Origin of the sequence: Streptomyces tardus, assembly GCF_018101125.2 — a bacterium.
Taxonomy (GTDB): domain Bacteria; phylum Actinomycetota; class Actinomycetes; order Streptomycetales; family Streptomycetaceae; genus Streptomyces; species Streptomyces tardus.
Window position 1 is genome coordinate 4,761,264 of sequence record NZ_JAELVF020000001.1, and the last position, 24,330, is coordinate 4,785,593.

Annotated in this window: 20 protein-coding genes and 4 tRNA genes; 17 read left to right on the forward strand and 7 right to left on the reverse strand. The window is 72.2% G+C overall.

The window, feature by feature from the left end:
• Positions 1-606: 606 nt before the first annotated feature.
• The 8 genes from JGS22_RS20415 (at position 607) to JGS22_RS20450 (ending at position 11,967) form a co-directional block, all read left to right on the forward strand.
• The gene (locus JGS22_RS20415) at positions 607-1,644 is read left to right on the forward strand and encodes a methionine ABC transporter ATP-binding protein (protein ID WP_211042081.1); all 1,038 of its coding nucleotides are present in this window, start codon (positions 607-609) and stop codon (positions 1,642-1,644) included.
• Complete coding sequence (locus tag JGS22_RS20420; protein WP_211042082.1) at positions 1,641-2,312, forward strand: methionine ABC transporter permease; 672 nt, start codon at positions 1,641-1,643, stop codon at positions 2,310-2,312. The genes JGS22_RS20415 and JGS22_RS20420 overlap by 4 nt, the downstream gene beginning before the upstream one ends.
• A gap of 96 nt (positions 2,313-2,408) precedes the next feature.
• Complete coding sequence (locus JGS22_RS20425) at positions 2,409-3,266, forward strand: MetQ/NlpA family ABC transporter substrate-binding protein (RefSeq protein ID WP_372454326.1); 858 nt, start codon at positions 2,409-2,411, stop codon at positions 3,264-3,266.
• A gap of 162 nt (positions 3,267-3,428) precedes the next feature.
• Positions 3,429-4,082, forward strand: coding sequence for a GNAT family N-acetyltransferase (locus JGS22_RS20430; protein WP_211042084.1), 654 nt, complete (start codon positions 3,429-3,431; stop codon positions 4,080-4,082).
• A 132-nt stretch (positions 4,083-4,214) separates the two neighbouring features.
• Complete coding sequence (gene cbiE, locus JGS22_RS20435; RefSeq protein WP_211042085.1) at positions 4,215-5,468, forward strand: precorrin-6y C5,15-methyltransferase (decarboxylating) subunit CbiE; 1,254 nt, start codon at positions 4,215-4,217, stop codon at positions 5,466-5,468.
• Between the two features lie 298 nt (positions 5,469-5,766).
• Positions 5,767-9,435: a nicotinate-nucleotide--dimethylbenzimidazole phosphoribosyltransferase gene (cobT, locus tag JGS22_RS20440; protein WP_216815049.1), complete on the forward strand. Its 3,669-nt coding sequence runs from the start codon at positions 5,767-5,769 to the stop codon at positions 9,433-9,435.
• A gap of 85 nt (positions 9,436-9,520) precedes the next feature.
• Complete coding sequence (cobA, locus tag JGS22_RS20445; RefSeq protein WP_211042087.1) at positions 9,521-10,831, forward strand: uroporphyrinogen-III C-methyltransferase; 1,311 nt, start codon at positions 9,521-9,523, stop codon at positions 10,829-10,831.
• A gap of 236 nt (positions 10,832-11,067) precedes the next feature.
• A complete protein-coding gene (locus tag JGS22_RS20450; protein WP_211042088.1) occupies positions 11,068-11,967 on the forward strand; it encodes a TrmH family RNA methyltransferase in 900 nt (299 codons plus the stop codon).
• Positions 11,968-12,462: 495 nt separating this feature from the next.
• On the opposite strand, the gene JGS22_RS20455 is transcribed toward JGS22_RS20450, so the two are convergent.
• Positions 12,463-13,731 (reverse strand): serine/threonine-protein kinase, encoded by a 1,269-nt coding sequence (locus JGS22_RS20455; protein ID WP_211042089.1) that lies wholly within the window; start codon positions 13,729-13,731, stop codon positions 12,463-12,465.
• A 682-nt stretch (positions 13,732-14,413) separates the two neighbouring features.
• Between JGS22_RS20455 and JGS22_RS20460 the strand changes: the two genes are divergently transcribed.
• A complete protein-coding gene (locus JGS22_RS20460) occupies positions 14,414-14,638 on the forward strand; it encodes a hypothetical protein (RefSeq protein ID WP_236073222.1) in 225 nt (74 codons plus the stop codon).
• 260 nt (positions 14,639-14,898) lie between these two features.
• Here JGS22_RS20460 and JGS22_RS20465 read toward each other — a convergent pair.
• The 3 genes from JGS22_RS20465 to JGS22_RS20475 all read right to left on the reverse strand — a co-directional run bounded on the left by JGS22_RS20465 (position 14,899) and on the right by JGS22_RS20475 (position 15,148).
• Positions 14,899-14,970 (reverse strand) — tRNA-Val (locus JGS22_RS20465).
• 1 nt (position 14,971) lies between these two features.
• Positions 14,972-15,045: transfer RNA gene (locus JGS22_RS20470), tRNA-Cys, on the reverse strand.
• Between the two features lie 30 nt (positions 15,046-15,075).
• Positions 15,076-15,148, reverse strand: a tRNA-Gly gene (locus tag JGS22_RS20475).
• A 112-nt stretch (positions 15,149-15,260) separates the two neighbouring features.
• Here JGS22_RS20475 and JGS22_RS20480 point away from each other — a divergent pair.
• The 3 genes from JGS22_RS20480 (at position 15,261) to JGS22_RS20490 (ending at position 18,223) form a co-directional block, all read left to right on the forward strand.
• Positions 15,261-16,340 (forward strand): chorismate-binding protein, encoded by a 1,080-nt coding sequence (locus JGS22_RS20480; RefSeq protein ID WP_211042090.1) that lies wholly within the window; start codon positions 15,261-15,263, stop codon positions 16,338-16,340.
• A 67-nt stretch (positions 16,341-16,407) separates the two neighbouring features.
• Entirely contained in the window at positions 16,408-17,232 is an 825-nt protein-coding gene (locus tag JGS22_RS20485) for an aminotransferase class IV (protein ID WP_308405774.1), read from the forward strand.
• Between the two features lie 154 nt (positions 17,233-17,386).
• The gene (locus JGS22_RS20490; RefSeq protein ID WP_216815050.1) at positions 17,387-18,223 is read left to right on the forward strand and encodes a GNAT family N-acetyltransferase; all 837 of its coding nucleotides are present in this window, start codon (positions 17,387-17,389) and stop codon (positions 18,221-18,223) included.
• A gap of 135 nt (positions 18,224-18,358) precedes the next feature.
• On the opposite strand, the gene JGS22_RS20495 is transcribed toward JGS22_RS20490, so the two are convergent.
• On the reverse strand, positions 18,359-18,865 hold the full coding sequence (locus JGS22_RS20495) for a DsbA family protein (protein WP_211040174.1): 507 nt from the start codon (positions 18,863-18,865) through the stop codon (positions 18,359-18,361).
• 239 nt (positions 18,866-19,104) lie between these two features.
• On the opposite strand from JGS22_RS20495, the gene JGS22_RS20500 reads away from it, so the two are divergent.
• Together JGS22_RS20500 and JGS22_RS20505 are read left to right on the forward strand one after the other, a co-directional pair.
• Positions 19,105-19,575, forward strand: coding sequence for a hypothetical protein (locus tag JGS22_RS20500; protein WP_211040175.1), 471 nt, complete (start codon positions 19,105-19,107; stop codon positions 19,573-19,575).
• Positions 19,576-19,643: 68 nt separating this feature from the next.
• Positions 19,644-19,829, forward strand: a complete 186-nt coding sequence (locus JGS22_RS20505; protein ID WP_211040176.1) for a hypothetical protein — start codon at positions 19,644-19,646, stop codon at positions 19,827-19,829.
• A gap of 103 nt (positions 19,830-19,932) precedes the next feature.
• On the opposite strand, the gene JGS22_RS20510 is transcribed toward JGS22_RS20505, so the two are convergent.
• Both JGS22_RS20510 and JGS22_RS20515 read right to left on the reverse strand, forming a co-directional pair.
• On the reverse strand, positions 19,933-20,520 hold the full coding sequence (locus JGS22_RS20510; protein WP_211040177.1) for a CGNR zinc finger domain-containing protein: 588 nt from the start codon (positions 20,518-20,520) through the stop codon (positions 19,933-19,935).
• Between the two features lie 221 nt (positions 20,521-20,741).
• Positions 20,742-21,155 carry an SsgA family sporulation/cell division regulator gene (locus JGS22_RS20515; protein ID WP_003959770.1) on the reverse strand — a complete coding sequence of 138 codons (414 nt, stop codon included), beginning with the start codon at positions 21,153-21,155 and terminating at the stop codon, positions 20,742-20,744.
• A gap of 275 nt (positions 21,156-21,430) precedes the next feature.
• Between JGS22_RS20515 and JGS22_RS20520 the strand changes: the two genes are divergently transcribed.
• The 3 genes from JGS22_RS20520 to JGS22_RS20530 all read left to right on the forward strand — a co-directional run bounded on the left by JGS22_RS20520 (position 21,431) and on the right by JGS22_RS20530 (position 24,299).
• Positions 21,431-21,502 (forward strand) — tRNA-Val (locus tag JGS22_RS20520).
• 164 nt (positions 21,503-21,666) lie between these two features.
• Positions 21,667-23,646: a threonine--tRNA ligase gene (gene thrS, locus JGS22_RS20525; RefSeq protein WP_211040178.1), complete on the forward strand. Its 1,980-nt coding sequence runs from the start codon at positions 21,667-21,669 to the stop codon at positions 23,644-23,646.
• 92 nt (positions 23,647-23,738) lie between these two features.
• The gene (locus tag JGS22_RS20530; protein WP_211040179.1) at positions 23,739-24,299 is read left to right on the forward strand and encodes an HIT family protein; all 561 of its coding nucleotides are present in this window, start codon (positions 23,739-23,741) and stop codon (positions 24,297-24,299) included.
• The last annotated feature ends 31 nt before the right edge of the window (positions 24,300-24,330 follow it).

Genomic DNA, 24,330 nt, shown 5'->3' on the forward strand with positions numbered 1-24,330 from the left:
CCGTCTGCCGGGACGCCGGGTGAGACGACGTGCGCCCGGAGCGTGTGCTTGGCCACAGCAGCCATCCGCGGCCGACCCCTCTCCGCTGCCCGTACGCGCTGCCGCCCGACGGAGGTTCTCGCAGATCAGAGCGGTGGCACCGGAGTGGAAGCGCCCGGGTCGCCCCGGTCGTCGGCAGGTGGGGTCCCTGCCTCTTCCAAACTCCACGAGTCCAGCATGCGGACCGGCGTCCCACGTCGCGGGAAGGTGCGGACCAGGTCTGTTTTACTGAACAGCATGAGCACGACGCACCGCAGTCCAGCCGCAGCCGAGGTGGTCCCCACCCCGAGCGCTCGCTGCTGTCGGTGCCGAATGTGTGACTGCTGAGGGCCCCACCGAACTACTTCGCGCCCCGAAGCGAGAGCCGAACCCGCACCCCGCGTGCGTACGGCTCGTCCCGTGCGGCCCGCCGCTGACAGCGGGACCAGGGCCATGGGCGTTCACCCTTCCTCCCGCCCCTCACCTCCCGCGTGCCCGGCCGGCCCTGTGCCGCCCGCTCCCCGCGGGGAGCAACCCGTGTGCGTCTCCGCGACCCGGTGCCGTGCACTCGACAGCGACGGACAGCCAGTGATCACCACCACGGACCTGACCAAGGTCTACCGCAGCCGCGACCGCGAGGTCACCGCCCTGGACGGCGTGAACCTGCACGTCGAGCAGGGTGAGGTGTACGGCGTCATCGGCCGCAGCGGAGCCGGCAAATCCTCACTCATCCGCTGTGTGAACCTCCTCGAGCGCCCGACCTCGGGCACCGTGAGCGTCGCCGGACAGGACCTCACCGCGCTGGTGACGGGTACCGGCGCCCGCCCGCCCGCCGCACTGCGCAGGGCCCGCGCCGGCATCGGCATGATCTTCCAGCACTTCAACCTGCTCTCCTCGCGCGATGTCCAGAAGAACGTCGAACTGCCGCTGGAGATCCTCGGCCACTCCGGCCGCGAGCGGGAGCGCAAGGCGCTCGAACTGCTCGACCTCGTCGGCCTCGCGGACAAGGCCCGCGCACACCCCGCCCAGCTGTCCGGCGGCCAGAAGCAGCGCGTCGGCATCGCCAGGGCCCTGGCGGGCGATCCGAAGGTGCTCCTCTCCGACGAGGCGACCTCCGCACTCGACCCCGAGACGACCCGTTCGGTGCTCCAGCTGCTGCGCGATCTCAACAGGCAGCTCGGTCTGACCGTGCTGCTGATCACCCACGAGATGGACGTGGTCAAGACCGTCTGCGACAGCGCGGCGCTGATGCGCGAGGGCCGCGTCGTGGAGTCCGGCACGGTACAGCGGCTGCTCGCCACCCCGGGCTCGGAGCTCGCCGCCGAGCTCTTCCCCGTCGGTGGCACCCCCACCGAAGCCGGTACGACGGTGGTCGACATCACCTTCCACGGCGAGGCCGCGGGAAGGCCGGTCGTCTCCCACCTCGCCCGGGCCTACGACATCGACGTCTCCATCCTGGGAGCCGCCATGGACACCGTCGGCGACCGCCAGATCGGCCGGATGCGCATCGAACTTCCCGGCGGACGCGAGGAGAACGCCCTGCCGCTGGCCCATCTGCGGGAGCAGGGACTGACAGTGGAGCTCCCCGGGCGCGGCGGCGACCTGACGAAGGAGGCGGCCAAGTGACCTGGTCGGAGATGCAGCCCCTGCTCAACCAGGGCCTGGTGGACACCGTGTACATGGTCGGCTGGTCGACCCTGATCGCGGCGCTCGGCGGTCTGCCGCTCGGCGTACTGCTGGTGCTGACCGACCGCGGCGGGATGCTGCGCAACACGGTGGTCAACAAGGTGGTCGGCGCGATCGTGAACGTCGGCCGCTCACTGCCGTTCATCATCCTGCTGGTGGCCCTGATCCCGTTCACCAAGCTGCTGGTCGGCACGTTCATCGGGCCCACCGCGGCCATCGTGCCGCTGGCCATCGGGGCCATTCCGTTCTTCGCCCGGCTGGTGGAGACCGCGATCCGCGAGGTCGACCACGGGCTGGTGGAGGCCGTCCAGTCGATGGGCGGCGGTACGCGCACCACCGTCTTCAAGGTCCTGCTGCCGCAGGCGCTGCCCTCGCTGGTCGCGGGCCTGACCACCACCGTCATCGTGCTGCTCGGCTACTCGGCGATGGCCGGCGCGGTCGGTGGAGGCGGGCTGGGCGACCTGGCACTGACCTACGGCTACCAGCGCTTCGAGACCGGACTGATGCTCGCCACCGTCGGCGTGCTGATCGTCCTGGTCACACTCGTCCAGCTCATCGGCGACCTCGCTGTACGACTGCTGACGCGGCAGGAGCGGAAGGCGGGCTGACCTGCACCGCACCGCCCACCGCGTCGGGCGACCCCTGTCCCGAACCCTTCGTCGGGCACGCACCACCCACACAGGAACGAGGCACTCTTCGTGCGTATCACCACCCGCCACACCCGTCACCTCACCCTCGCCGCGGCGGCCACCACCGCCCTCACTCTCGGCCTGACCGCCTGCGGCACCGCATCGGACCCGGACAGCGGCGCCGGCTCCGACAGCAGCAAGCCGCTGACCGTCGGCGCCTCCGCCACCCCGCACGCCCAGATCCTGGAGTACGTCCGGGACAACCTGGCGGCCGACGAGGACCTGGACCTCAAGATCAAGGTCTTCGACGACTACGTGCTGCCCAACACGGCGACGCAGGAGGGCGAGATCGGCGCCAACTTCTTCCAGCACAAGCCGCACCTGGACGACTTCAACGAGCAGCGCGACGGCAGCCTCGTCCCCGTGGTCAACGTGCACCTGGAGCCGCTCGGCCTCTACTCCGAGTCCGCGAAGGACGTGAAGGACATCAAGCCGGGCCAGACCGTCGCGGTGCCCAACGACGCCACCAACGAGGGCCGTGCGCTCAAGCTGCTCGCCGACAACGGCCTGATCGAGCTCAAGAAGGGCGCCGGCACCACCGGCACCCTGCGGGACGTCGCCGATGCCAAGGGCCTGAAGTTCAAGGAGCTCAAGGCCGCCACCCTGCCGCGCTCCCTCGGCGAGGTCGACGCCGCGGTCATCAACGGCAACTACGCGTTGGAGGCCGACCTCAAGCCGGCCGACGACGCGCTGGTGCTGGAGAAGGCCGAGGGCAACCCGTACACCAACTTCCTCGCGGTCAAGAAGGGCAACGAGGACGACGAGCGGGTCGAGAAGCTGGCGAAGCTCCTCAACTCCGACGAGGTGAAGAAGTACATCGAGAAGGAGTACGACGACTCGGTGCTCCCGGTCTTCGGCGCGGTCCGGGGCTGACCCGGCCGCGGACGGACCGCGGCGCGCGGAACCCCACGCGGGCCGCGGTCCGTCCGCACCAACGGCGAAGCGGTGGGCCCCACTTGAGGGGCCCACCGCTTCGTGTGCACCCGCGCATGCGGCATGCTGGTGCACTTGACCCCTCGCAGGCTGGAGCGGCGTATGACTTCGACTTTCCCGGACGTATCCATCAGTACGGAACGTCTCGTACTGCGACCGTTCGAGGAAGCGGACATCCCTGCCCACACCGAGATGATGAACGACGAGCTGGTGGCGGCGTGGACGGATGTCCCCGTGCCCTTCAGCGAGAGCGACGCGCGCCGCTGGGTGACCTTCACCGCGCCCGCACAGCGCACCGCGGGCACCGGAATCGCCTTCGCCGTCACGGAGTTCCTCACCGGCCGACTCGTCGGCTCCCTGCGGCTGAGCAACACCGACTGGCGACTGCTCTCCACCGAGGCCACCTATGTGATCGCCCCGTGGGCCAGGGGAGAGGGGTACGCCAGCGAGGCGCTGCTGGTCATCGCGGGCTGGCTGTTCCAGGACCAGAAGTTCGAACGCCTGGAGCTGCGCACGGCCGCCGACAACACCGCGGCCCAGCAGGTCGCGCAGAAGGTCGGCGGCATCAGCGAGGGCGTACTGCGCAACGCCTGGATAGCCCGCAGTCGAACGGAGGCCGGCGGCTGGGTCGAGCTGCGCGGCGATCTGATCGTGTGGGGCCTGCTGCCCGAGGACACAGACGGCATAGCCGAGGAGCTCGACCAGGGAGGCACCTACTCCCACTACCCCAACTGGCCGGGCGTGCACGGAGGTTGACGCCACAGGCTCCCGCCCGGCGCCCGTGCCGTGCCGCGCGCGGGGGTCGGCCGAAAGACGGCTCGGCGCGCACCCGAAGGCTCGGGTAGTGTCGCCCTGCCCCCACCTGCGCTGACCCAGGAGACCCCACCCATGGCCGACCGTGTCACCGTGATCGGGTGGGACGGCTCGCCGCTGACCGACGCCGCGCGCGCCGCACTTCAGGCCGCGAGCCTGGTCGCCGGAGCCGCACACCATCTCGCGCTGGACGACGTGCCCGAGCGGGCCGAACGCATCCGTCTGGGCAGCGTCGCCCTGGCGGCGCGCCGGATCGCCCGTCACCGCGGCACCGCCGTGGTGCTGGCCGACGGCGACCCCGGGTTCTTCGGCGTGGTGCGCACCCTGCGCGCTCCCGAGCATGGGCTCGAGGTCGAGGTCCAGCCCGCCGTCTCCGCGGTGGCCGCGGCCTTCGCCCGGGCCGGGATGCCCTGGGACGACGCCCAGGTCGTCGTCGCGCACAGCCGCAACCTGCGGCGCGCGGTCAACATCTGCCGGGCCCATCCCAAGGTCGCCGTCCTCACCTCGCCGGGTGCGGGTCCGGCCGAACTGGCGCTGCTGCTGGGGGAGGTGCACCGCACCTTCGTCATCTGCGAGGCGCTCGGCACCCGCGAGGAGCGGGTCACCGTCCTCACCTCGGAGAAGGCCGTCGACTACCTCTGGCGCGACCCCAACGTGGTCATCGCCGTCGGCGGCCACACCCGGCCCCAGGCGCCCGTCGACGTCGACCCCGCGGCAGCCGCCCGGCCCGTCAGGAGCGGCGACGGCTGGCTGGCCGGCCGCACGCCCGGCTACCCGGACGGGCCGCGCGGCTGGGCGGGACACGGGCCGGTACCGGACCGCGGGGCACGTACCGACGGTCGGTCCCAGGAGCTGCGGGCCGCCCAACTCGCCCGTCTGGGCCCCCGACCGGGCGATCTGGTCTGGGACATCGGCTGCGGCCCCGGGCTGATCGCCGCCGACGCCGCCCGCTTCGGCGCGGCCGTGATCGCCGTCGACCGCAACGCCGAGGCGCTGGCCCGCACCACCGCCCGTGCGGCCGAGACCGGGGTGATGCTGGAGGCCGTTCACGGAGGCGCTCCCCAGGTGCTGGAGCGGCTGCCCGAGCCCGATGTCGTACGGATCGGCGGCGGCGGGCTGCGTACGGTCGAGGCGTGCGCGGACCGGCGGCCCGAGCGCATCGTGACGCACGCGACTACCCGGGATGAGGCAGAAGCCACTGGACGGGCGCTCGCCGACCGTGGTTACCGCGTCGAGTGCGCACTGCTGCAGTCGGTCGAGATGGACACCGAGGACTGGACCGAACGGGATCGGACGGTCGTTTTTCTGCTGTCCGGAAGTCGTATGTGATCTGTCCGGAATGAACCGTGACCAACCGGGTCCAGTCACCTCCCCGTGGAGGGTCCGACCAGCGGCTGCGGGTAGGGTTATGCACCGTTGTGTGTCCGGCCCGCCGGGCGGTTTCGCACCCTCTTGCTTCGGTTTCGACGGCGTCCGCCGAACCGGCCGGAGCGCGGTGGCGCACCCGTCAACCCACGGATGACACACGGGCGGAGACGTGCCGTGCGCTTGACGCGCTCGTTCTTCTCCGTGGGGGCGTCGATCCCGTCGGGCTGGAAGGAAGACGAGCAATGGGCGAGGGGTACGCATGACTGACACCGGCCGAATGCCCGGCGAGGGGCAGCCGGAGAACGCAGGCGCACCGCAGGAGGAGCCCGGCGCGCCGGCGCCTGTCGGGCACACCTACGCTCCGCCGCGGAACGGCAGGCCCGGTTCCGCGGGTTCGGGTCGCCACGCGCAGGACGACCTGCTGCTGATGCCGAGTTCGCAGGGCGCCTGGGGCGACCCGGGGGCCCAGCCGTTCACCCCGCAGCCCGTGCCGGCCGACGCCGGTTACGACGGGGCAGCCGCAGCCGTGCCGCACCACCCGGAGCAGGGCCCGCACGTCCCGGAGGGCCACGAGGCCGACGGCAGGGACTCGGGGGCGCACGACTACAGCGCCGTGCGCACGCCGCCCGCCGGCTCGCCCGTGCCCGGTGCGGACCTCTCCGCCGCCCACGAGGGCATGACCGCCGTCCCCGGTGAACCGGCTCCCGGCGAGCCCTCGTTCGGCGAAGCCCCGGCCGGCGCCGTACCCGTCGAGCCGGCGGCCGTCGACCCGCTGTCCGACCCGCTGCCGGGCGATGCCCGGTCCGGCGGTGCTCCGGCGGGCGATCCGTTGTCCGACCCGCTGCCGGGCGAGCCGCCGGCCACCGGTGGCGGAGCTCCGGGCGACGAGCCGCAGCAGCCCGTGCCCGCGCAGAGCTGGGGCGGGCGGCAGACGCAACCGAGCCGTCAGCCGAGTGCGACCGCGCCGCGCCGCCCGCTGCACCTGGGACCGCCTGTTCCCGAACAGTCCGGCGCCGTACGGTCGTTGGCCGAGCGGGGGCCGAGCACTCAGCCGGGCACGGCCTTCCCCGCCCCGGTCGAGAGCGGTGTCCGGCCGGCTGCGGAACCCGCTGCCGCACCGCACTCCGCGCCCGGGGCGCACGACGCCTCGCTGAACCAGACCGCGCCGCCGGCTCCCAGCGGGGAGCAGGGCCTCCCGGCCGAGCCTGAGTACCTCGACGTGCCCCCCGCCGATCAACTCCCGCAGCAGCCCGAGCACTTCGAGGACCCCTCGCAGCTGCCCGGGCCGCAGCTCGGTGCGCTGCCGCCGCAGGAGCCGGACGCCTGGTCCGCGCAGCCCGTGCACGCGGACGCGGCCGTCCACCCCGTCGAACACCCGTTGGCCGGGCCGGACCCGGTGGCCGAGCCCGTGGCGGCTCCGGGCGCGGTCGACCCGTCCCCGCCCGCCGAGGCCGTGCCGGTGTACGACGCCCCGCAGCCCGTCGCCGCCGACGGGTCGGCAGGCGTGGAGCCGGCCGAGCCGGTGGCCGCGGAGCCGGGCCAGGTGGAGCCGGTCGCCGCCGAGGCCGGCGCCGCCGCAGAAGCGGTGGCCGAGCCCGTCGAGCAGCCCGCGCCGCAGGGCGCCCAGGAGCAGGCCGCGGTGGACGGTGCTCCGGTGCAGGATCCGGGGGCCGCGATCCCCGCCCAGGTCGGGGATCCCGATCCGCTCTCCGCGACGGCACAGGCGGTGCCCGCCCCGCGCGAGGCCGAGGCCTCCGCCGTGAACACCGAGGACGGCTCCGTCGCCCCCGGCCCGGACGAGGTGTCCGCCGCCGAGCCGACCGACCTGCAACTCCCGGAGCCCGAGGGCGATTCGGCCGCCGCCGCAGCGTCGCGGCCGGAGGAGGCCCAGCACCTCGCTGCCGAGCCCGCCCCGGAACCCGCGCCGTCCGCCGAGCCCGTGGCGCAGGAGGAGCCCGCCGCGCCGGCAGCCGCCGCACCGGAGCCCGCGCTCGACGCCCCCGCCGCACCACAGGCCCCGACCCCCGACGCCCCGACCCCCGACGACGCGACCCCCGACGACGCGACCCCCGACGACGCGGCTTCCGACGGCGCCGCTCTGCCCGGGGACGCCGTACAACCGTCCGCCGAAAGCGCCGAGTCCGGCGCCTCCGAGCCCGGCGCCCCCGAGCCCGCCCCCGTCGAGGCTTCCGGACCGCCCGCGCCGGGCTACCCGGACGCCGAGCGCGAGGCCGTGCACCGTGCCATCCGTGAGCGCCGCGACGTACGCAACGGGTTCCGTGACGACCCCATTCCGCACGAGGTGCTGCTCCGGGTCCTGGAGGCCGCCCACACCGCGCCGAGCGTCGGCCACTCCCAGCCCTGGGACTTCGTCATCATCCGCTCGCCCGAGACGCGGCAGGCGATGCACGAGCTCGCCCTGCGGCAGCGCGACGCCTACGCCAAGTCGCTGCCCAAGGCGCGGGCGAAGCAGTTCAAGGAGCTGAAGGTCGAGGCGATCCTCGACACCCCGGTCAACATCGTCGTCACCGCGGACCCCACCCGCGGCGGTCGCCACACCCTGGGCCGGCACAGCCAGCCGCAGACCGCCCCCTACTCCTCCGCCCTCGCGGTGGAGAACCTCTGGCTCGCCGCGCGCGCCGAGGGGCTCGGGGTCGGCTGGGTCAGCTTCTTCGACGAGCGGGAGACGGTCCGCGAGCTCGGCCTGCCCGAGCACCTGGAGGTCGTCGCCTACCTCTGCGTCGGCTATGTGGACGCCTTCCCCGAGGAACCGGAGCTGGTGCAGTCCGGTTGGTCTCGGCGGCGCCCGCTGTCCTGGGTGGTCCACGAGGAGTCCTACGGCCGCCGAGTACTGCCCGGCGCCGAACCGCACGACCTGCTCGGTGAGACGCTCGCCGCCATCCGCCCGCTGGACGCCAAGGCGCTCGGCGAGGCGTGGGAGCGGCAGAAGCGGATGACCAAGCCGGCCGGCGCACTGGGCATGCTGGAGATCATCTCGGCGCAGCTGAGCGGCCTCGCCCGGCAGTGCCCGCCGCCGGTGCCCGAGCCCGCCGCGGTCGCGGTGTTCGCGGGTGACCACGGGGTGCACGACCAGCACGTCACGTCCTGGCCGCAGGAGGTGACGGCCCAGATGGTCGACAACTTCCTCTCCGGCGGCGCGGTCTGCAACGCGTTCGCCAAGCAGGTGGGCGCCGAGGTGTGCGTGGTGGACGTCGGTGTCGCACAGCCGCTCCCCAGCACCCCCGGACTGCTGCCGCGCAAGGTGCGCGCGGGCACTGCCGACTTCACCACCACCACCGCGATGACGCGCGAGGAGGCCCAGCGGGCCGTCGAGGTCGGCATCGAAACCGCGCGCGACCTGGTCGCGGCCGGCAACAAGGCGCTGCTCACAGGCGAGATGGGGATCGCCAACACGACCGTCTCGGCCGCGCTGATCTCCGTCTTCACCGGGGTCGACCCGCTGGAGGTCACCGGTCGCGGAACCGGAATCAGCGACGAGATGCACGCCCACAAGGCCGAAGTCGTGCGCCGCGCACTGGAGTTGCACCAGGTCGACCCGACCGACCCGATCGGGGTGCTGGCAGCCGTCGGCGGACTGGAGCACGCCGCGCTCGTCGGACTGATCCTGGGCGGAGCCTCGTTGCGCACACCGGTGCTGCTGGACGGCGTCAGCGCCGGAGCCGCGGCCCTGGTGGCCCGGGCGATGGCACCCGAGGCGCTCGCCGCCTGCATCGCCGGCCACCGCAGCCCCGAGCCCGGCCACCACGCCGCGCTGACGACGCTCGGCCTGCGCCCGCTCGTCGATCTGGAGCTGCGCCTCGGCGAGGGGACGGGCGCGCTGCTCGCCCTGCCGGTCGTACAGAGTGCGGCCCGCGCCATGCACGATGTGGCGACCTTCGACGCCGCCGGCGTCACGGAGAAGAACTGAACCCGCAACTGGCCCTCCAGAGTGCCCGTACCCGCCGCTCCGGCGCCGCAGCGGCCCCGCACCATGTGCAAGGAGCAGCACCACGATGTCCGAGCTACCCGCCTACCCCGTCGGACTGCGTCTGGAAGGCCGCCGGGTCGTCGTGCTGGGCGGCGGCACCGTCGCCGGACGTCGGCTGCCGGCGCTGATCGCCGCCGGCGCGGTCGTGGAGCTGATCTCCCCGCAGGTCACGCCCACCGTCGAGGCGATGGCCGACGGCGGCGAGATCCGCTGGGAGCGCCGCCGCTATCGTGCGGGCGATCTGGAGGGAGCCTGGTACGCGCTGATCGCCACCAGCGACCACGAGGCGAATCTCGCCGCCTCGGCCGAGGCGGAGACGGCCAGGGTGTGGGCGGTGCGCAGCGACGACGCCGAGGCCGCCACTGCCTGGACCCCGGCCACCGGCCGCAGTGACGGCGTGACCGTCGCCGTGCTCACCGGGCGCGATCCGCGCCGCTCGGCCGCGGTGCGCGACGCGGTCGTCGAAGGGCTCCAGGACGGCAGCCTCGTCGCCCCTTCCCACCGCTCCCGCACCGCCGGGGTGGCGCTGGTCGGTGGAGGTCCGGGCGACCCCGATCTGATCACCGTCCGCGGCCGTCGGCTGCTCGCCGCCGCCGACGTGGTGATCGCCGACCGCCTTGGTCCGCGCGACCTGCTGGACGAACTCCCGCCGCACGTACGGGTGATCGACGCCGCCAAGATCCCGTACGGCAGGGCGATGGCCCAGCAGGCGATCAACGACGCGCTCATCGAGCACGCCCGGGCCGGCCGCGCCGTCGTACGCCTCAAGGGCGGTGACCCGTACGTCTTCGGTCGAGGCATGGAGGAGGCGCAGGCGCTCGCCGAGGCCGGTGTGCCGGTCACCGTCGTGCCCGGCATCTCCAGCGCGATCAGCGTGCCCGCGCTGGCCGGTGTGCCGGTCACCCACCGCGGTGTGGCCCACGAGTTCACCGTGGTCAGCGGCCATGTGGCGCCCGAGGACGAGCGGTCCCTGGTGGACTGGTCGGCGCTCGCCCGACTGCACGGCACCCTGGTCGTCCTGATGGGAGTGGAACGGCTCGCCGCCATCGCGGCGGCCCTGCTCGCCCACGGACGTGCGGCGGACACCCCGGTCGCAGTCATCCAGGAGGGCACCACGGCCAACGAGCGCCGGGTCGACGCCACCCTGGCCGACATCGCCGACCGGGCGCGGGAGGAGGGCGTACGTCCTCCGGCGGTGATCGTGATCGGCCCGGTCGTCGATGTCGGCCGCTCGGGAGGGCTCCTCCACGGGAACGGGATGGCCTTCGACGAACGGTCGGGGGCCCCGGCGAACGCCCCCCGGGCCCAGCCGCCGCCCACGAACCCCATGTCGTAGACCCCGGATCCCCGGGAGCCTTCCACGACCGGGCGACCCGGTCGGCCACCGGCACCTCCCGGCCCTCTGCGCCACGCCGTACAGCTTGCGCGGCCGGGCTCGCGGCACGCGGCTCATCCCCGGCCGCCGTCGACTTCGGCGGCTTACCCCCGCGTACCCGCGTACCCCCGCGTACCCCCGCGTACCCGCGTACCCCCGCGTACTCGGTCGCCCGCCGGGCAGGGCACTATCGTCCCGTGGCCCACCGCAAGGCAGATCCCATCACCGTCGACGACCCTCACGACCCCAGGCTCGGTGACTACGCCGACCTGACCGACGTCGAGCTGCGCCGTCGCAGAGAGCCGGCCGAGGGGCTGTTCATCGCCGAGGGCGAGAAGGTCATCCGGCGGGCCCTGCACGCCGGTTACACGATGCGTTCGATGCTGCTCTCCGAGAAGTGGACCGAGCAGATGAGCGACGTGATCGAGGAGGCGAGTGCGCCGGTCTACCTCGTCTCCCCGGACCTCGCCGAACGTGTCACCGGTTACCACGTCCATCGGGGCGCGCTCGCCTCGATGCAGCGCAAACCCCTTCCCGAACCGGAGGAGCTGCTGCATGTCGCACCGAGCGCGGTGGCCCCGGAGCCGGTCGTGGAGCGCGCAGACAACGACACGAGCTCTCCGGAGGCCCCGCAAACGAGCGCCGGCCGTCGCGTCGCCGTCTTCGAGGACATCGTCGATCACGCGAATCTGGGCGCTGCCTTCCGCAACGCGGCTGCGCTGGGCGTGGACGCCGTCTTCCTCACTCCGCGCTGCGCCGACCCCCTGTACCGGCGGGCCGTGAAGGTGTCGATGGGTACCGTCTTCCGTGTCCCCTGGACGCGGCTGACCTCCTGGCCGAAGGACCTCGACCTCTTCCGCCGCAACGGCTTCGTGACGGCTGCCCTCTGCCTCGACGAGAAGTCGATCACCGTGGACGAACTCGCCGCCCGCCGCTACGAGAACCTCGCGCTCATGCTCGGCACCGAAGGCGACGGCCTGTCGGTCGACGCCCAGCGGGCGGCCGACGAATGGGTCCGCATCCCGATGGCCGCGGGAGTGGACTCCCTCAACGTCGCCGCAGCCTCTGCCGTGGCCTTCTACGCGACGAGGCTCTGAGGTTCTGCCGCCGCACCGCGCCCGTCGCTGAGAGACGGCGGCGGGCCGGACGGGCCGACGTGTCGTCGGCGGGCTGCCCGGAGGGCGGTTGCCCGGCAGGAGTCTCATCTGCGGACTTCGCACCGGTGAGCTGTCCGCCGAGGACGAAAAGGGCCTGGCGATGCCCGGGAGTTCACAACCCGGCCCCTCGTCCTCAGCTCGCGTTCAGCCCCTCGTTCGCCCGGAACCCTCTCCTGCGGGCCGACCCTCATTGATTGGTTGCGTGCCGCACGCTCAACGGGACCGGCTCCGAAGTGACGGCGGTCAGGCACGAGTTCGTGCGGCTCGGGGCCCAACCCATGACGGAGTCGCGGCCGGGTCGTGAAGAATGCGCGCGGGGTGCACGTTCGGCGGGTGGGACGGGGTTACGGAAGAGCCACGCCGCGGCGAACTTCCGGCTCTGCGCGCAGACGAGCCGCCGACGACACGCGGGCCCGTCCGGCCCGCCGCCGTCTCTCAGCGCGACGCCGAGGAGGCGTCCGTCCCCGAACTCCCGCCCGAGGAGACATGCTCCGAGGACACCCGCTCCGCAGGCGCCGCCCCGCGCACCTCGCTCTCACAACCCTGCGCGAGCGCAATGCCCAGCGCCATCAGCAGCGTCACCGTCACGAAGACGAAGAGTCGCTGACGCAGCAGTCTCCGGTCCGGCGGCACGGTGCGCCTGCTCGAACCGGAACCGGTGCGCCCGGGCCCGGTCCTCGGCCGGCTGCCCGACCTGCGCGCACCTCCGGCGCCGGACTGCGGGCGGGGACGGCGGGTGGCCGAGGCGGCGCCCGTGCGCCGGACCTCCTGCCCGCTGCCCGTACGCTGCGAGCTGCGGCCCGCGGTGGACTGCCGGGCCCGTACGGTGGGCTCCGCGGCGCTGCGGGCCGGCGCCGGAGGCAGCCGGCTCTCGGGCACCGCACGTGCCTCGCGGGCGGCGATCTCCTTGAGCCGCAGCGAGAGCTGAAGAGTGGTGGGCCGCTCCTCCGGGTCCTTCGCCAGGCAGGCGTGCACGATCGGGGCCAGCGCTGCCGGCACCCCCTGGAGCTGTGCCTCCTCGTGGACGACCCGGTAGAGCATGATCTCAGAACTGCCCTGACCGAACGGCGAGTCACCGGTCGCCGCGTACGCGAGCGTGGCGCCGAGCGCGAACACGTCGGTCGCCGGAGTGACGGCGACTCCCCGCACCTGCTCCGGCGCCAGGAAGCCCGGTGAGCCGACGGCTGTGCCCACGTGCGTCAGCGTGCTGGAACCGGTCGCCCAGGCGATGCCGAAGTCGATGATCCGCGGGCCCTTGGGGGAGAGCAGGATGTTCGACGGCTTGAGGTCGCGGTGGACCACACCGGCCTCGTGCACCGCCACCAGGCCCTCGGAAAGCGCCGCGCCGACCGCGGCCACCTGCGAGGCGGGCAGCGGGCCGCCGTCGTGCACCTTGTCGTGCAGCGAGGGCCCGGGCACGTACTGGGTGGCGAACCACGGCCGTGCCGCGTCCAGGTCCGCGGCCACCAGCCGTGCCGTGCAGCCGCCTCTGATGCGCCGGGCGGCGGAGACCTCCCGGGCGAACCGGATGCGGAACTCCTCGTCCTCGGCCAGATCGGGCCGGATCACCTTCAGTGCGACTCGCTGGCCGCGCCGGTCGGAGCCCAGATAGACGACGCCCATCCCGCCCGCTCCCAGCCGCCGGTGGAGCTTGAACGAGCCGACGACGCGCGGGTCTTCGCGTCGGAGCCGCATGATCGCCATTGTCCTTCCCCTACCTCCGGTGGGGAGGCCCCACTTCTTCGATACTGGTTCGCGCTGCTGCTTGTGTGCGGATGTCCACAGCTTACGGAGTGCCAGGTGCGTCTGCGCAGATGCCGCGCACGTCCGCGCGGACCGATTGCGAGTGCGCGGTGAAGAACGGGAGTTGTGCGCCCCCGGCCGCCCTCCCGTCGCGGCTGCGGCCACTCTCACCCCCAACACCCCTCGCTGCAAAGGGATATGACGCGACGCCACCTGTCGACCACGCGTTCTGGCGCCGTCGGAGGGACCAGCGGTCCACCCCCTCCCGTCGCCCCGTCGCGTCGGGCACATCAGCCTTTCGGGGCAGCTGTCGGGGTGCCCCGAGGTGAGTGAAGTCACGTGTCCCGGGCGTGGTTTGTGCACGTGGGAGGCGTGATAGCGGCCCCGGCGACACTCTGCGCGACCCGCCGCCGGGCCCGTCCGACCCCCGCGAGGCGGCCCCGAACTCTGCCGTTCGGCCAGGGTCTCCCTCCACCCCTGGTACTACCCGGGGTGGAGATCGCTCCTTCTGGAGGATGCCCACGGTCGGTACGCCGGCATGACGCCGTCCGACGACCGCGCTCCTACTGTTGATCCCAAGCGGTGAGGGACACGCTCGTCCCCCGAGGTTTGTCGCTCACCGCTCCGACCAGAAGGGGAAACCATGGCGCGAGCAACAGAGGCAAGGACACCGAGCCGGTTGCAGGCGCGGGCAGCAGGGATCACCACCGCGGTGGCGACTTTCGGCACCCAGCCCTCCGGGCAGCGGCACCCACTCGTCGCGACCGCCATGGTCCTCCCTGTGGCACTGCTGTTGGCCGCCCTCTTCGGCGGTTTCGACGCGGTGGCCACCCAGGCGTCGTCCGTAGCGGGAATGTTGCAGCGCTGATTGGCGCACCTGGGCGGGAGAGCGGCCCGCGCCAGGCACTTCCGGCTGACAGCCCCGTGGGGACGGGGGTGCGGCGGACGGCACGGAGGGCCAGGCGGCTGGGGAGCCGCCTGGCCCTCAAATCTCTGTTGGCGAGCGCCCACCGGCGCCCTGCTCCCAGACGCCCACACGGGCCCTCGCTCCCGGCAGGGGTGGCCCGGCCCTCGGCTCCCGGACACCGCGAAGGCCCCGGTCGCGGAGACCGGGGCCTTCATGTGCGGTGGACGATACTGGGATTGAACCAGTGACCTCTTCCGTGTCAGGGAAGCGCTCTCCCGCTGAGCTAATCGTCCTTGGAGGTGGAGACGGGATTTGAACCCGTGTAGACGGCTTTGCAGGCCGTTGCCTCGCCTCTCGGCCACTCCACCAGGAGCGCGGGGTGCAACCCCGTACCCACGAGCGGACGACGAGATTCGAACTCGCGACCCTCACCTTGGCAAGGTGATGCTCTACCAACTGAGCTACGTCCGCAGTTTGCCGTGATCCCGGCCACTGTGTGACCCGGCGACGTGGTGAACTCTAGCGGATTCCTCGGCCAGCTCAAATTCCGTTCCCGTTATCGGACATGCCTAGACTCGCAGCCGTGCTCGACCAACCGCCTCTCGCCTCCTTCGACGGAGTTGTCGCCTCGGACCTCCGGGACGTCACCAGCGACCCCGCCGCGCTGGAATCGCGCGGCTGGTGGGCAGTGGTCGCCGATTTCGAAGGCGGGTTGCGGTGTGCGCGCTTCGGCGACGTACGACCGGCTCCGGCGACCCGCCCGCACCGCTGGCGCGGCCCGCACCCCGCGAGCTGGACCTCCTCGCTGGAGCAGAGCGCCTACCTCGACGGCGTGCGGCGCATCCGGGAGCACATTGCCGCGGGAGACGTCTACCAGGCCAACCTCTGCCGGGTGCTGAGCGCGCCACTGCCCGACCCCGCGAGCGCCGACATCACCGCGCTCGCCGACGCTCTCGCCGCCGGCAACCCGGCCCCGTACGCGGGCTCCGTGCGGCTGCCCGCACACGGTGTCGAGGTGGCCACGGCCTCGCCCGAGCTCTATCTGCGGAGGCGGTCGGGCACCGTGTGGTCGGGTCCGATCAAGGGCACCGGCCGCACCGAGGCGGATCTGGCGGAGAAGGACTTCACCGAGAACGTCATGATCGTCGACCTCGTGCGCAACGACCTGGGCCGCGTCTGCGCCGCGGGCAGCGTCACCGTGCCCGCGCTCTGCCGGGTCGAGTCCCACCCGGGGCTCGTGCACCTGGTCTCCACCGTGCGCGGCGAACTCGCCCCCGGTGCCGGCTGGCCGGATCTGCTGCGCGACACCTTCCCGCCCGGCTCGGTCACCGGGGCGCCCAAGAGCAGCGCCCTGCGGATCATCGAGCAGCTGGAGACCTCGCCGCGCGGCCCGTACTGCGGAGGAATCGGCTGGGTCGACGCGGACCGCGGCACCGGTGAACTCGCGGTGGGCATCAGGACGTTCTGGATCGAGCGGGACGCCCCGGGCGGCCCCGCGCTGCGGTTCGGCACCGGAGCCGGCATCACCTGGGGGTCGGACCCGCACCGCGAGTGGGCCGAGACGGAGCTGAAGGCCGCCCGGCTGCTGCGGGTGGCAGCGGGGGAGGCCCACCCGCAACCGGACGGGATTGCGCCCGGGCCGCAGGCCCAACAGCAGGCATGACAGGCAAAGCAGGCACAACAGGTGCGGCGGGCGCCATGCGTCCCGTACCCGAGCGAAAGGTGGAACCGTGGCTCTGATCTGGGTGAACGGTGCGCTGCACGACCGCGACAGCGCACGTCTGTCGGTGCTCGACCACGGACTGACCGTCGGCGACGGGGTGTTCGAGACCCTCAAGGTGCAGGACGGCAGAGCCTTCGCTCTCACCCGTCATCTCGACCGGCTCGCCGTCTCCGCGCGCGGCCTCGGCCTGGAGGCACCCGATCTCGGGCTGGTGCGCCACGCCTGCGAGGCGGTGCTGGAGGCCAACCCCGTCGCACACGGCCGGTTGCGGCTGACCTGTACGGCCGGACGCTCGCCGCTCAGCTCCGAACGCGGCGGTGAGGAGCTCTCGTTGGTCGTCGCCGTCGACCCCTGCGGGCCGGCGGCGCCGAGCACGGCGGCGATCACCGTGCCCTGGGTGCGCAACGAACGCGGTGCACTCACCGGGCTGAAGACCACCTCGTACGCGGAGAACGTCGTCGCGCTCGCCAGGGCGCACCGGAGCGAGGCGTCCGAGGCGGTGTTCGCCAACACCGCGGGGCAGCTGTGCGAGGGCACCGGCACCAATGTCTTCGTCGCAGTCGACGGCGAGCTGCACACCCCGCCGCTCGCGGCAGGCCCGTTGGCCGGCATCACCCGGGCGCTGGTGCTGGAGTGGGTCGGCGCCCACGAGACGGACCTCCCCTTCGACGTGCTCGAACGTGCCGACGAGATCTTCCTGACCTCCTCGCTGCGGGACGTCCAGGCCGTGCACCGTCTGGACGGCCGCGATCTGCCGGACGCCCCCGGGCCATTGACAGCGAAGGCGCAGCGCGTCTTCGCCGAGCGTTCGGCAGCCGACATCGACCCCTGAGCCCACCGCCGGGAACGCCGACCCGTGCGGCCCGCCCCCGGGAGAGTGCTTCCGGCGGCAGCGTGCTCCCGGGCCCGTCGCCACCGGTCACCGCGTCCGTTCCCGGTCACAGGCGCACTGGGCAGCACCGCCTGCCACTGGTAGAACACTGTCGATGACCACCACACTCCGACCCGTCGAGCCCGAGCACCTGCTGCGGGACGGCACCCGCTCGCGCTCCTACGACATCTGCGTCAACAGCAGGGTGGTCGGAGGCGTACGGCTGCGCGCCGAACCGGAGTTGGCCGGTCCGGGCTCGGTGGGGCGGATAGACCGGCTCGCGGTGGAGGAGCCGGACCGCCGCCGCGGACGTGCCACGGTCGCGGCGCTTGCGGGGGAGGAGGTGCTGCGCGGCTGGGGCTGCCGCCGGATGTGGGTCTCGGTGCCCGCGACGGCCGTCGCGGCACGGCGGTTGGCGCAGGCGCTGGGCTACCGCGAGACCAACTGCCATCTGACCAAGGCGCTTTGGGCCCCGCCCGAACTGCCGCCCGGAACCACCGTCCGTCCGTTGACGGAGGAGGAGTTCCCGGCCTGGAGCGCCGCCTCGCACGCGCAGTTCGTCGAGAGCTGCGTCGCTCAGGGCCTGGACCGCGACCACGCCGAGGCGAGATCGCGGTCCGACTTCGCCGAGCTGCTGCCCGACGGCCCGGCCTCGTCGGACGTGCTGCTGCTCGTCGCCCGTCACCGGGGCCAGGACGTCGGCACTCTCTGGCTGGCCCTGCACGAGCCGGTGGACCGGGGCGGCTTCGTCTACGCGGTCGCGGTCGCCGAGGAGCACCGCGGCCGAGGGCACGGACGCGCGCTCATGCACATCGCCGAGCGCGAGGTCCTGGCCGCCGGTGGCAGCCGACTGGCGCTCAACGTCTTCGCCCACAACACCACGGCCCGCGCCCTGTACGACGGGCTCGGGTACGAGCCGATGCTCTCGCACTACGCCAAAGCACTGCTCTGAGATCCGCGCGGCACGGCCCCACGGGGGCGCCGCGCACCACACGCTCGACGCGCTCCGCCCGCGGTACCCGCTCACCCGGCTCCGCACGTCGAGCGCGAGATCAGCGGCAGCAGCTCCGGCAGCCGCGGCTGCCGGTCAGGAGCCGTCGGCGGCGTCCACCAACTCGCCGATGCGCTCGCGCAGCCCTTCCTGGCTCTTCCCACCGTCCAGCCGCTGCCCGCCGATCACATAGGTCGGCGTACCGGTGATCCCCAGCGCCTTGCCCTCGGCCTGGTCGGCGTCGACCGCCAGCAGATGGCGTCCGTCGAACAACGCGCTCTCCACCTCGTCCGCGTCGAGTCCCGACTCCCGTGCCAGCTCCACCAGGAGCGTCTCGCCGCGCTCGCCCAACTCCGCCGTGCGTGCCAGCAGTTCCCGGACGTAGCCCTCACCGCCGCCCTGCGCGTACGCCTCCTCCGCGGCCTGGGCGGCGGCGTAGGCGTACTTGTGCTTCGGCAGCGGGAAGTGCCGCAGCCGAATCTCCAGGCTGTCGCCGTACCGCTCCCGCAGGGCGTCGACATCGCCCTGAGCCGTGTGGCAGTCCGAACACTGAAGATCGAACCAGGTCTCGAGTACGGCGCGCGGCCCGCTGTCGTTGTCCATGCGCCCAGTCTCCCAGCCCTTCGCGCCCGTCCGGTCCCCGTGTCCGACCTCGCCCGACCCCGTCCCCGCGTACCGCGGACTTCCGTACTCGGACGTGTCTGCGCGCTGTGCCCGGCAGCGGGACCTGTGCCCGTTCGGCCGGCCGTGCTCGGCCCCGCGGAGGAGGAACCCCGGGGATGACCCTGAAGTTTTCCCCCGCGGCTTGGCATCCGCCCCCGGTGGGAAGGCAGGATGGAGACATGCTGACCGTGACCGTGTGTGCCGCACTCTCCGCGGCGGGGCTGGCCGTCTCGTTCCTGACGGCCTACCGCCGCCGCTTCGTCGCCGCCACCCGGCTGGCGGCCCTGTCCCTGGTGCCCATCGGCCTGGCGATGGCCGGCCTGATCGGGCTCGGCGGAAAGATCGTCCGGGCGTTCTCCTCCTGGGCGGCCGATCTGGTGTTCAAGCCGACGGTGTGGGCCGGCTTCGCCGTGCTCGCGCTGGCCGTGGTGCTCTATCTCATCGCGCGCTTCGCCCAGGCACGGTCCGCCGGCGCTCCCGCGCCGGCGGCGGAGCCCGGCGCGTCCGCGCCCGCCGGCCGTCAGTCCGCGCCCGCACCGACCGCCGCACCGCCGGCTGTGCGTTCGGGCCGGGGCAAGGCTCCTGCGCAGCAGTCGGGCACCGAGGACTTCAGCGATATCGAGGCGATCCTCAAGAAGCACGGAATCTGACGAACTCCGTTGTGTGCCGGGCGTGTTGAGCGCGCGGCACGGTCGGCCTGCGCGATCATCGCGGCGAGATGCAGCACTACCCCGCGGACCAGCTTCCGCCAGCACAAGACGAGTCGGACACCTCCTCGCAGCCCGGGGCACCGGAGCCCAGAGGTTGTCTCTACGCACTCTCCCAGCCGCCGCTGATGCTCTTCCTGGCATTCATCGGCCTGCTGTTCCTCCTTGCCGCGATGCACGACCTCTTCCTCTTGTGAGGCTTGTGAGGCTTGTGAGGCGCCTTCCCGCGATGGAGGGGCTCGAGCCGGGAGCGGGCGCGGCGGTACGGCCGGCGGCGGCCCTGACACCGGCCGAGCGCTGTCAGGGCTTCGCGCCTTCGCCCGTCCCGGCGTTCTCCGCGGACTCGCGGCGGCGCGCACGGTACGCGGCCACGTGCAGTCGGTTGCCGCAGGTGCGACTCGAGCAGTAGCGGCGCGAGCGGTTGCGGGAGAGGTCGATGAACGCGCGGCGGCAGTCGGGCGCGCCGCAGCGGCGCAGCCGCTCGCGCTCGCCGCCCACCAGCAGGAAACCGAGCGCCATCCCTCCGTCGGCGGCGAGGTGGTCCGCGACGCCCGAGTCCGGCGCGAAGTAGTGCACGTGCCAGTCGTAGCCGTCGTGGTCCGTGAGCTGCGGAGTCGTACCGGCCCGGGCGACGAGTGCGTTGACGAGCCCGGCGGCGGTGCGGTCGTCCGGCGCGGCGATGATCCGCAGGAAGTCCTCGCGGACCTCGCGGACCGCGAGGAGGTCGGCTTCGCAGAGCCGGTCGACGCCGCTGATGCTGTTGCGCCGCACGAACTCGCGCAGCGCGCTCAGGTCGGGCAGCCCCTCCGGTACATCCTGGTCGGGCGCGGTGTTCAGCAGGTCGACGACACCGTCGAGGGCGAACCTGGTGTCGTGGTTGATCAGCACGGTGTCGCTCCAGGCCGGTGGGAATGCTCGGTTCCAGTGGGTGCTCGCTGACCGAGGACTCTATCGGCTGCACAGAGCAAGGCCGCCGCCACGGTGATGTGGCGACGGCCTGCCCGGTCGGGCGACGTCTGTCGTCGCTTCGGGGTGGTTCCCACCGGACCCGTGCCATCGCCCCGAGTCGGACGGCACGAGCGGTGGGGTCTTGGGTTGTCCCGGTTGCCTCAGCTCTCCGCGAGGATGTGGGAGAGCTCCGTATCGAGATCGAAGTGGCGGTGCTCGGTGCCCGGGGGCACCGCTGCGTCGGTCCGCTTGAGGAAGGACTCCAGCGCGCGGGCGGGAGCCTCGAGCAGTGCTTCGCCCTCGGGTGAGCTGAGGGCGATGCAGACGACACCCTGCCCGTGGCTCCGGGAGGGCCAGACACGTACGTCGCCGGTGCCAGTGGGCCTGTGCAGCCCCTCGGCGAGCAGGTCGCGGGCGAAGACCCACTCGACTGTCTCTTCGGCACCGGTGTGGAAGGTGGCATGCACCGCGTAGGGGTCGGCCGTGTCATACCGCAGACCCGCAGGGACGGGAAGGGAGGACTCGCTCGATACAACGAGGCGCAGGTGCAGCTCGCAGCTGACCGTGGTGTTCATAAGCGCCAGGGCCTTTCGCTCAGTGTGCGCTCGGGGATTCGCACGTCGGCGAAATCGACATGCCACTTACCAGACGGTTGTAAACCCCTCCGCCGGATATCGGGCTGTTTCAGACGAAGGGCAAGCCGATTGGGTGTTTATGACGTGCGTACCTAGAGGTGATGAAAGTCGCTTTTGCGCCGTGGTGTGAACGCGTCAAGATTCTGACTCCGGGCCACCGGTGAGCACCTGGTCACCCGGGGGTGTCGTGGTGGGGTAGCCTCATGCCGAGCAGAGGGCGATTGGCTCAGCGGAAGAGCGCTTCGTTCACACCGAAGAGGTCACTGGTTCGAACCCAGTATCGCCCACCCCCGGAAGGCCGGTCAGTCGGAGGACTGACCGGCCTTCGTCGTGTGCGCCGTGGCTCCCGGTCGCCCGGGGAACTGCTTCGCGTCCACCGCTCGCGGCTCGGTACGATTCCTGCGGCGGTCGGCACTCGCCGCCGCTTCCCCGGCGAAACAGGAGAGATCCGGTGTCAGACGTGCGTGTGGCCGTTCAACGCGATTCCGAGCGGGAAGAGCGCGTGGTCACCACGGGCACGAGCGCCGCCGCACTCTTCGAGGGGGAGCGGAGCGTCGTGGCCGCCCGAGTCGCCGGAGAGCTGAAGGACCTCGCCTACGAGCTCGCCGACGGCGACGAGGTCGAGCCGGTCGAGATGTCCAGCCCCGACGGGCTGGACATCCTGCGCCACTCCGCGGCGCACGTGATGGCGCAGGCCGTGCAGGAGCTCTACCCGGAGGCCAAGCTCGGCATCGGCCCGCCCATCAAGGACGGTTTCTACTACGACTTCGACGTGGCGGAGGCGTTCCACCCCGACGACCTCAAGCGCATCGAGAAGAAGATGCAGGAGATCATCAAGCGGGGCCAGCGCTTCTCCCGCCGGGTCACCACCGACGAGGACGCGCGCGCGGAGCTGGCCGACGAGCCGTACAAGCTCGAGCTGATCGGGCTCAAGGGCTCTGCCGCCGAGGCTGCGGACGGCGCCTCCGCCGAGGTGGGTGCCGGCGAGCTGACCATCTACGACAACATCGACGCCAAGAGCGGCGAGCTGTGCTGGAAGGACCTCTGCCGAGGCCCGCACCTGCCGACCACCCGGCTCATCCCGGCCGTCAAGCTGATGCGCTCGGCAGCCGCGTACTGGCGCGGCAGCGAGAAGAACAAGCAGCTCCAGCGGATCTACGGCACCGCCTGGCCCACCAAGGACGAGCTCAAGGCGCACCTGGAGTTCCTGGCCGAGGCCGAAAAGCGCGACCACCGCAGGCTCGGCACCGAGCTCGACCTCTTCTCCATCCCCGAGGAGATCGGTTCCGGGCTGGCCGTCTTCCACCCCCGCGGCGGTGTGATCCGCCGGGTGATGGAGGACTACTCGCGGCGGCGGCACGAGGAGTCGGACTACGAGTTCGTCTACACGCCGCACGCCACCAAGGGCACCCTCTTCGAGAAGTCCGGGCACCTGGACTGGTACGCCGACGGCATGTACCCGCCCATGCAGCTGGACGAGGGCCAGGACTACTACCTCAAGCCCATGAACTGCCCGATGCACCACCTGATCTTCGACGCTCGAGGCCGCTCCTACCGCGAACTGCCGCTGCGGCTCTTCGAGTTCGGCACGGTCTACCGTTACGAGAAGTCGGGTGTGGTGCACGGGCTGACCCGTGCCCGCGGCTTCACGCAGGACGACGCGCACATCTACTGCTCGCGCGAGCAGATGGCCGACGAGCTGGATTCGCTGCTCACCTTCGTGCTCAACCTGCTGCGCGACTACGGGCTCGACGACTTCTACCTCGAGCTGTCCACCAAGGACCCGGAGAAGTTCGTCGGCTCCGACGAGGTCTGGGAAGAGTCCACCGAGGCGCTTCGCCAGGCTGCCCAGAAGCAGGGTCTGGAGCTGGTGCTGGACCCGGCCGGTGCCGCCTTCTACGGTCCGAAGATCTCCGTCCAGGCCAAGGACGCCATCGGCCGCACCTGGCAGATGTCCACGATCCAGGTGGACTTCAACATGCCCGAGCGCTTCGACCTGGAGTACACCGCCGCCGACGGCTCCCGCCAGCGGCCCGTGGTGATCCACCGTGCGCTCTTCGGCTCGATCGAGCGGTTTTTCGCCGTGCTGCTGGAGCACTACGCGGGCGTCTTCCCGCCGTGGCTCGCCCCGGTCCAGGCGACCGGCATCCCGATCGGCGACGACCACGTCCCCTACCTGCGCGAGTTCGCCGCACAGGCGCGGACCGAAGGGCTGCGCGTCGAGGTGGACGCCTCCTCGGACCGGATGCAGAAGAAGATCCGCAACGCCCAGAAGGCCAAGGTGCCCTTCATGGTCATCGCCGGTGACGACGACGTCGCCGCAGGGGCCGTCAGCTTCCGCTACCGCGACGGCTCCCAGAAGAACGGGATCCCGCGCGAGGAGGCGCTGGCGGAGATCCGTACCGCGGTCCGGGACCGCGTGCAGATCTGACCCGACCGCGCCACGAGGACGCGGACACAAGCAGGTTCACCGGCAGGCCCGGGGGCAACGACCCCCGGGCCTGCCGGCGCAACCGACGCCATATGCTGGCCGACATGACCAGCGAGCCGGAGCAGCAGATCGGAGTGGGGACACCGGACGCGTTCCAGCGCCTGTGGACTCCCCACCGCATGGCGTACATCCAGGGCGAGAACAAACCCACCGGCTCCGCGCCGGGAGACGGCTGCCCCTTCTGCGCCATTCCCGAACGCGACGACGAGGACGGGCTGGTCATCGCCCGCGGGCGGCACGTCTACGCGGTGCTGAACCTCTACCCGTACAACGGCGGCCATCTGATGGTGGTGCCCTTCCGGCACGTCGCCGACTACACCGAGCTGGACGCGGGAGAGACCGCGGAGCTCGCCGACTTCACCAAGCGGGCCATGACCGCGCTGCGGGCCGCCTCGGGCGCGCACGGCTTCAACATCGGGATGAACCAGGGCACGGTCGCCGGCGCCGGAATCGCCGCCCACCTCCACCAGCACCTGGTGCCGCGCTGGGGCGGGGACACCAACTTCATGCCGGTCGTCGGGCACACGAAGATCCTGCCGCAGCTGCTCGCCGACACCCGTCGGCTCATCGCCGGGGCCTGGCCGACCGACTGAGGCCGGCCGACTGAGCCTGCGAAACGTCGGA

What these genes read in the sequence shown, in the direction of transcription:
- JGS22_RS20430 (WP_211042084.1), top strand. Translation starts at nt 3,429, where the DNA reads ATGACTTCGACTTTCCCGGACGTATCCATCAGTACGGAACGTCTCGTA.
- cbiE (WP_211042085.1), top strand. Translation starts at nt 4,215, where the DNA reads ATGGCCGACCGTGTCACCGTGATCGGGTGGGACGGCTCGCCGCTGACC.
- cobT (WP_216815049.1), top strand. Translation starts at nt 5,767, where the DNA reads ATGACTGACACCGGCCGAATGCCCGGCGAGGGGCAGCCGGAGAACGCA.
- cobA (WP_211042087.1), top strand. Translation starts at nt 9,521, where the DNA reads ATGTCCGAGCTACCCGCCTACCCCGTCGGACTGCGTCTGGAAGGCCGC.
- JGS22_RS20455 (WP_211042089.1), bottom strand. Translation starts at nt 13,731, where the DNA reads ATGGCGATCATGCGGCTCCGACGCGAAGACCCGCGCGTCGTCGGCTCG.
- JGS22_RS20460 (WP_236073222.1), top strand. Translation starts at nt 14,414, where the DNA reads ATGGCGCGAGCAACAGAGGCAAGGACACCGAGCCGGTTGCAGGCGCGG.
- JGS22_RS20490 (WP_216815050.1), top strand. Translation starts at nt 17,387, where the DNA reads ATGACCACCACACTCCGACCCGTCGAGCCCGAGCACCTGCTGCGGGAC.
- JGS22_RS20495 (WP_211040174.1), bottom strand. Translation starts at nt 18,865, where the DNA reads ATGGACAACGACAGCGGGCCGCGCGCCGTACTCGAGACCTGGTTCGAT.
- JGS22_RS20500 (WP_211040175.1), top strand. Translation starts at nt 19,105, where the DNA reads ATGCTGACCGTGACCGTGTGTGCCGCACTCTCCGCGGCGGGGCTGGCC.
- JGS22_RS20505 (WP_211040176.1), top strand. Translation starts at nt 19,644, where the DNA reads ATGCAGCACTACCCCGCGGACCAGCTTCCGCCAGCACAAGACGAGTCG.
- JGS22_RS20515 (WP_003959770.1), bottom strand. Translation starts at nt 21,155, where the DNA reads ATGAACACCACGGTCAGCTGCGAGCTGCACCTGCGCCTCGTTGTATCG.
- JGS22_RS20530 (WP_211040179.1), top strand. Translation starts at nt 23,739, where the DNA reads ATGCTGGCCGACATGACCAGCGAGCCGGAGCAGCAGATCGGAGTGGGG.